4 protein-coding genes and 1 pseudogene are annotated in these 7,243 nt (G+C 29.6%); all 5 read right to left on the bottom strand.

Going from position 1 to position 7,243, the window contains the following annotated elements:
- Window positions 1-153 (bottom strand): annotated as a pseudogene (locus tag ACEW8E_RS08365) (CRISPR-associated endoribonuclease Cas6); the annotation flags it as partial.
- Window positions 154-186: 33 nt separating this feature from the next.
- Complete coding sequence (cas3, locus tag ACEW8E_RS08370; RefSeq protein ID WP_373479886.1) at window positions 187-2,466, bottom strand: type I-D CRISPR-associated helicase Cas3'; 2,280 nt, start codon at window positions 2,464-2,466, stop codon at window positions 187-189.
- 9 nt (window positions 2,467-2,475) lie between these two features.
- Window positions 2,476-3,252, bottom strand: coding sequence for a type I-D CRISPR-associated protein Cas5/Csc1 (cas5d, locus tag ACEW8E_RS08375; RefSeq protein WP_373479887.1), 777 nt, complete (start codon window positions 3,250-3,252; stop codon window positions 2,476-2,478).
- 38 nt (window positions 3,253-3,290) lie between these two features.
- Window positions 3,291-4,292, bottom strand: a complete 1,002-nt coding sequence (cas7d, locus tag ACEW8E_RS08380; protein ID WP_373479888.1) for a type I-D CRISPR-associated protein Cas7/Csc2 — start codon at window positions 4,290-4,292, stop codon at window positions 3,291-3,293.
- Between the two features lie 86 nt (window positions 4,293-4,378).
- Window positions 4,379-7,069 carry a hypothetical protein gene (locus ACEW8E_RS08385; protein WP_373479889.1) on the bottom strand — a complete coding sequence of 897 codons (2,691 nt, stop codon included), beginning with the start codon at window positions 7,067-7,069 and terminating at the stop codon, window positions 4,379-4,381.
- Between the last annotated feature and the right edge of the window lie 174 nt (window positions 7,070-7,243).

Raw genomic sequence — 7,243 nt, forward strand, 5'->3', positions numbered from 1 at the left:
TTTATTTTGTTCGGACTTATGGAAATATTCAGCTAATTGTTGATCAACCGAATTAACTAAGGTTAAAAATAAAGCGTGTAAGTGTTTTCCTGATGTATAACCAATGGGTATATCGGAAATAGATGTAAAATTTATGACTAAGCTATGAGGCATATTAGTTAATAATAAATAGTTTAAAAGATATAGTCAGGTAATATAAAAATCTTCATTATCGGGTAAACGTAATCGAAAACTTGTCATTGCTATAGTTAAAATACCTGTCAAACTTGGAAAAAATGTATATTCTTTCGATTGATCATTACAATCAACGGTTATAGGATAAGACATTAACCCTTGTTTTCTCAATTGAATGATAGTTCCTAGATTTACGGTAGTAGAAATAATAACTCCTGCTATTAAATTTTTTTCTAATTTTTGAATTAATGGAGTAGGAGAAATTGCATTACCCAATTTACGAGAAATTCGACAATTTTTCCAAGCTGTTAGTTTATTAATTTCATTATTTTTAAACTCTTCATTTGTACCGAAATATCTGAAAGAAAAAGTTAAATTATAAATCTCTTTAGCACGAGCAGTTAATTCGATATAGTCACGATTATTGACAAATTCATAGTATCTTAATAAATGAATAGGATCTAAAATAGTTTTATCAGATTCATCTACTAAAAAATTATGAGAGTCTTTTATTGATAAACTTTCAAATAAACTTTCTCGAAATTGAAATAAAGGAGCATAAGTAGCTGTAAAAATTTCTGCATATTCTTTTAAATCTTCAGCTAATTCTTTATCATTTTTAAAAACTGTTTCAAAATCTTGAATTTTATTAATTCCTCTTTCTAAATTTTCATAATCTTCAGGAGATTTAACTTTTATATAATTTGTCACAAAAGCCTGTCCACCTTTAATATATTGCCATTTATTTTGAATATCTTTAATAGAACTTTTGGCAATATTTTCAGCACCCTTTAATATTTTCATTCGATAACGATAATATTTCCAATCTCGTTTTCCACCTAAAATATTTTGCATGGTTTGATAAAGTTTAATAATCAAATTATTTTCAGGTAAACCTTCTAATTTTTCTTCCAATTCTAAAAGAGGTTTTGCTATTTCTAAAAATGCTTCTGATTTCCAATAAATATCTAAAAAGGGACGTTGAAGACAAGATAAATTTTCTAGTTTTTCATTTAATGCTTTTCTTCCTCCTAAAATATCTAAATCCGTTATATTTCCTTCCCATGCTTTTAATGGTAAATAGGTGATCACACTCGAAGGAATATCTGTTATTGTTTTGCCTAAAATTCGTCCAACTCTTCCTAGTCTTTGCCAAAAACTAAAGTAGTCTTTAGTAGAAAAAATTAACCAATCTAAATTTTGTCTATTGGGTTGAGGATACTTTTCAAAATTAAAACCAACATCAACTGTACTGGTTGCTAATATCACTTGTTTTTGAGCAGAAATAGCTCTTTCTAATTGAGGAGTTGAACCAGTAATTCTTCCAAAATATTTATCTAACTTTGCAGATTTTAACAAATCTGATAATCGATTAATATAGTCTTTAGAATCAAGTATAATTGCTCCATTTTGTTCGGGAAAATTTGTTAGTTTATCAATTATTTCTTGCTTAATTTCTTCTAATAAAATATCCCTTTCTAATTGTGGCCTCATTTCTAAATAAACTACTGTTTGAGACGGAATTAAATTATAACTATTATTTTCTCCATCAATTCTAGCAATTTTAACTCCTTCTTGTTCTAATAATTTTAATGCTTCATTACAAGCCGAATCTGGGGTAGCAGTTAATAAAATTACTTTACGATTATACTGAAAATATCCAAATACATAAGATAAAGCTAAATAGAAAAATAAACTAACTAATTGTTTAGCACTATATAAATGAAATTCATCAAAAATAATAGTAGAAAATTTACTATAAAACTGACTAGCAATATTGTCTTTATCTAAACGGTTATAAGCAAAGAAAGTAGCGTAATAAAAAATATCTGGATTAGTGACTAATAATAAAGGTTTATTTTCTCCTACTTCTGGAAAAATAGTTGCTGGATTACGCAAAACATTATAAAGTTTTTCACCTGATCTTTTACCTACTTTATCATTATCCCATTGTTTAATTTCTTTTGCTGAAGCAGATTTAACAATATGGGGTAAATTAGCTTCGTTAATAAATTTAATTGCCGCCTCTGTTTGTTGAGTAATTAAAGCATTTGTGGGGGCTATATAAACCGCATTTTTATTAGAATTATGCAATAAAACACTTAAACCTGCTTTAGTTTTACCTGTACCTGTTGGGGCTAAATCTAATATTAAATCATGAGTTTCAGCTTCTGTAAAAACATCAACTTGATGCTGTAAAGCATTTTCCATAAAATTTAATTTAGGTGGTAAAATATGGCATTTAGCAATACTTTTTGATTCTAATTTAATCGAGATATGTTGATGATTCATAGTTATAAATTAAGATTGACAAAATTTCATATTTGCAGGAATTATAAAATCATCTATTTGCCATGCTTCTCCCTCAAACATTAGATTTTTAAGTATAGAGACAGGTGGAATGGCTAAAACATCAAAAGAAAAATAATTAATATTATTTGGTAAATCGGCTGAATTTAAAAATGTTTTACTTTGATATTTGCCCGTTGATAAATAATTAATAGAAACTTCTTTTTTGATAGTAATTTTTATTTTACTTTTAAATTTTCCGACTCTAATATATTCGGGTAATTCCACTCCACCAAAAACAATTGTTTGAAATAAATTACCTCTTTCTATCATTTTTAATCTTCCTGTTTGAGGAAAATTACTAGGGCGATAGGAATTGGGTTTTTTCCCCGTACGTTTTAAGGGTAAGTCTTCTCGATTAATTACTACTCGATTGTTACTCATGGCAAACCAATAGGCATCAGATAAAGCATTAAATCTCTCAATACGATAAGAAATATGATTATTGATCGACCATGCTGGTAAAATATAACGATCTAGTGGTGATAAATCTTCAATATAAGTGGGCTTGGTAGTAGCTTTACCAGTTAAGCGATAAGGAGAATAAGCCCAACCCAAAGCATAGGCTAAAGCATAATTGCCAATTACCCCTTCTGTATAATAAGTATCTGATAATTCCCTCGATGCAAAAAATACGGGTTCAGCACAACATAACTCAATAATTTGAGCTTTTTTAAAACTAAGAAAACTATCTTTTTTTCTAGTTAATTCTAATGTTAATTCTGACATTTATTAATGTTTACCTCCTAAATTTTACAAGTGGGCATTTATTTTTTGTTTTTCTTAGTATCTTTTTCTGTGGGTATTTGACGATAAGATTCGTAAGTTTGATTTAAACGAGTTAAAAATCCTTCTTGTTTATCTATTGACCAATTTTCATCAATATCATTAACTAAATTAGTTAATTCTGCCTCATTTAACTGCACGGAAATACCTCTTTTATTCTGCCAATTATTAATAATTGATTTAACCACATTTATAAAACTCTTATTTAATGGATGTTCTAACGTCATATTTTCACCATTATTTAATGAGTCAAATACTTGTTGTACTAATTCTAATGAACTAGGTAACTCCCCAAAACCTCCAAAAACTCCTAAGATTTCGTTATCCATTCTCCCCACTCGACTAGAAACTGCACCATAACGAGTAGTTAACAGTATATTCCCTACCACATAACGCAACTCATCGGCTGTAACATCTTTTAAGGTGACAACATCCAGAAAATGAACCCCAGGCTTAATATATTCGCTGGTATTTAATGCAGTAGAGGCTTTTCCCGTTTCGTCTCGCATTGTGCCATTTTCATATAAAGCATTGATAGTGCGATCACCTATTAATTCAGTACTAGGTAGAATAGAAAAAGCATCTTCTGTCCAAATTCTACTTTTTTGAGCACCTTCGCCTCCTGCGGCAAAACCATAAAGAAAACAATCAATACACATTTCACAGGGTGCATTAGTATTTAAAGAGCAGATAGTGTTTCCTTTTGGAGCATTATAAAGTAAATTGTATTGTCTTAAAAATTCTCTTCCCTTGCGTCTTTCAGTAGCAACTTGTTTCCTTTTTGTCATCACTAAACGAGGGATAACTTCCGTATTTTCGATTCCTGCTTGTACAAATTCACTACACATAGGTTCACCACTTCCTTCCGTACGAAAAATTGTTTCTGATTGAGTAGTTCTTAAAATTACTAAACTAACAGTTCTACCTTTGGGGAAATTTTCGTAAGTAGGTGCTAAAAAAGGGTTTAATTTTTCAATGGACATTGTTTTCTCCTATTATTTAATAATTGATTTAATTGGTTAAAATTTTGGTAAGTAAATGAAGCTAAAAAAATAGTTCTAGTTTAACTCTACTCAGAGTCATTTTGTTTCTCATTTTTTAATTCTTGACGAGCTTCTTGTAAAAAAAATAAATAAGCAGATTCAAGGGTTTTTTTATCATTTAAAATTTTTTCAGGACGACATTGATAAATTTCCTCAAAAATCTTGCGTAAAACTTGATAATATTCTTTAATTTGCTCATATTTAGTTGCTCCGACTCCATGTTCACGAATACGATCCAAACGAGTATGATATTCTTGAGTTAAAGAAGCAAAAACTACATCCCAATCTAAATAAGATTTACGAGAACGAATTGCTTTTAAAAATTCAGCAAAAGGCTCTACTTGAGAAGTCCTTTTAAATGAACTTCCTCTTAATCTTGCGACTTCTGCAAGGTGAGCGGCTTCTTTGAGATAATTAGTTAATAAATCATGTTGATTAGGCATAAGACTCTTTAATAAAGTAAATAAAGGTTGACGAATTTTATTCCAGAGTGATTCAAAATGAGGATCATCTTTTTCTCGTAAAATCCACCTTAAAATTACGAAATAATAATCTAAAGGTTTCTTAGCAGTACAAGCTAATTCGTAAAGACAATCATTCCATTTTTGAGGACTAGAAATAATAAAAACGATTTCTCCTAAACAGCGTAATCTTGTTAAAATTTTCTCCGCAGTTTTGTGATTAATTTTTTCAGTTTTACTTAGATGTCCTTCTCGTTTATATTCACCACTACCTAATAAGGGTTGTAAACTAGATGGGATTCCTTCAACCTTCCCGAAAAAGTTATTATTAGTTTCAATTTCAAGATTATTACTAAGCACAAAAGGGAAACCAAATTCAAAAGCTAAAGCTATTTCTAAACCTAATCTAAGAGATTTTAGTAAAGCAATAGAATTATTTACATCCCCCCATAAAACAGGAATTGTAATAGTTGAAAAAATAAAATCAGGACGTTTAGGAAAAGCAAAACCAACTACTTTATTCGCTTTAAACTCCATCAAATTATCCCGATAAAGTTTAGTTTCATCAACGGTTACAGTACCTCCTTCTCCATTTGTCTCTGCTGTTTGTTTGATAAACTGTCGCCAAATTCTCAATAACTCTGGAGATGCACCTTGAGGTAAAGCAAAATGAAGATACAATGGCTCTTGTTTACCAGATTTGGGAAAATTAGCTCCTACTGCCAATAATTGATAAGCTAAAGCAGAAATGGAGTCACTTTGTCTTTTTGGTTCAGCATTAATTCCCCCTGGAAGACGATTAGAAAAAGATTGCACCTTAGTTTCTGGTGGCATTTCACGAGATATTAACTCTTTAATTTCAGTAGAAGTATTACCTAAAGAGCATCTTTTACGAGGATTAGCTTCAATATATGCCTCTAATTCTTGTTTTCCTTCCCATGTTCTTTTTTGAGGTAAATTCAGCATTTTCTGAACACTTTTAATCATTTCTTTTGATACTTGAATATATACAGATTGTTCTGTTTTTCTCATTTCAAAAGATTGTTTTAACATCTCAGAAATTTGCTCATTATTACTTACTGCTTTAACAGCAAATAAACAACGTCCATAAAGAATATCAAAAGGATCAATTACTTTTCTTTTATCAGAAGATAAATCTAAATAATCATAAATTTTTTCCCATGATTCTTGAGAAGTTAAACCACTTTCTTTATAGCTAACATAAATCGCCTTTAATCCTTCTGAAATAGTAAATTCTTCATCATTACTAACAGGAATTAAATCTAACTTTTCGGCTTCCAAAATTGCTTGTTTACCAGCTTTACCTCCATGTTTATTAATATCTTGACTTAATTTATCTTGTTTATAACTAGCTTTTTTCTTTTCTAGTAATGCTTGAACTTGAATTAAAGTTTCTTCTAAATCTTGATTAATAGCTTTATTATCAATTTTAATTCCGCTAGTGGTTGCACTAACTAATTGTTCAATATTCCCCGCAAAAACTCGGTTTATTTTTTGTTGCCAAATTTGGGCAATTTCTTGAGTTAAATCATGTTCAGGAAAATTTTTTCCTTCAAATAATATTCCATCGGGAAAAATAGCTAAAGGAGTTAAATTGTATCTAGTTAAAACATCTTCACAAGCACCTAATAATAAAGAAGTTAAATAACCCCTATCTTCAGAAATAGTAATCTTAAAAATATGACTAACTCTGCCAAACGCAACGGTTAATTCATTTTCTACTTTACGAATACGCACAGATTCATCAATACCTAAATCAAATAAATCTGCACCAATTAACATTGCCGACCATTTTTCGATATTTTCATCTTCAGGTAAAAAACGCAAACCATCACTAGCATTATGTCCCGAATGTCTCTCAATTAAACGCCTAATTAATTCGTAATGTTCTTCCATCTTAATCAAATGAATAACACAGGCTTTTTCTAATTGTTCTGTTAAAAATTCTCGATTTCTGGCTAATTGTTGAACATTTTTTCCTGTTTTATCTAACTTGTTTAAATCATGAATTGCTGTAGCGGCTAAAAGAATAGTTCTTTTTTCTTCATTTACTTGGGCAATTTTCGATATTGTTAATACAAATTGACAAGCAGAATCTAAATGTTCAGCTAAACTTCTACCTTCACGACTACCATATTGATAATGAGTGGCGTGATTTTCATAGAGTTTTGGGCGAATTTCTGAGAAATATATCTCATCAATTGATTTTTGTGATCTATTTAGTAAACTTACCATTTAGTTTTTCCTTTTTTAACTCATATCTTTAAATAATGTCCGTAAACTATTAATATTTTCATATTAAACCATTAAAATAGAAATAACAAGACAATATATATATAAAGTGTCCGTATAAAATTATGACTCGAAAAAATCAAGCAATAACTTTGTCAATTCAAGAAAGGGAAAAAA

The sequence above is a fragment of the Geminocystis sp. genome (assembly GCF_041753295.1).
In the GTDB taxonomy this organism is placed as follows: domain Bacteria; phylum Cyanobacteriota; class Cyanobacteriia; order Cyanobacteriales; family Cyanobacteriaceae; genus Geminocystis.

Excerpts from the sequence above, each read along its gene's own strand:
- cas3 (WP_373479886.1), bottom strand. The coding sequence starts at position 2,466 with ATGAATCATCAACATATCTCGATTAAATTAGAATCAAAAAGTATTGCT.
- cas7d (WP_373479888.1), bottom strand. The coding sequence starts at position 4,292 with ATGTCCATTGAAAAATTAAACCCTTTTTTAGCACCTACTTACGAAAAT.
- cas5d (WP_373479887.1), bottom strand. The coding sequence starts at position 3,252 with ATGTCAGAATTAACATTAGAATTAACTAGAAAAAAAGATAGTTTTCTT.
- ACEW8E_RS08385 (WP_373479889.1), bottom strand. The coding sequence starts at position 7,069 with ATGGTAAGTTTACTAAATAGATCACAAAAATCAATTGATGAGATATAT.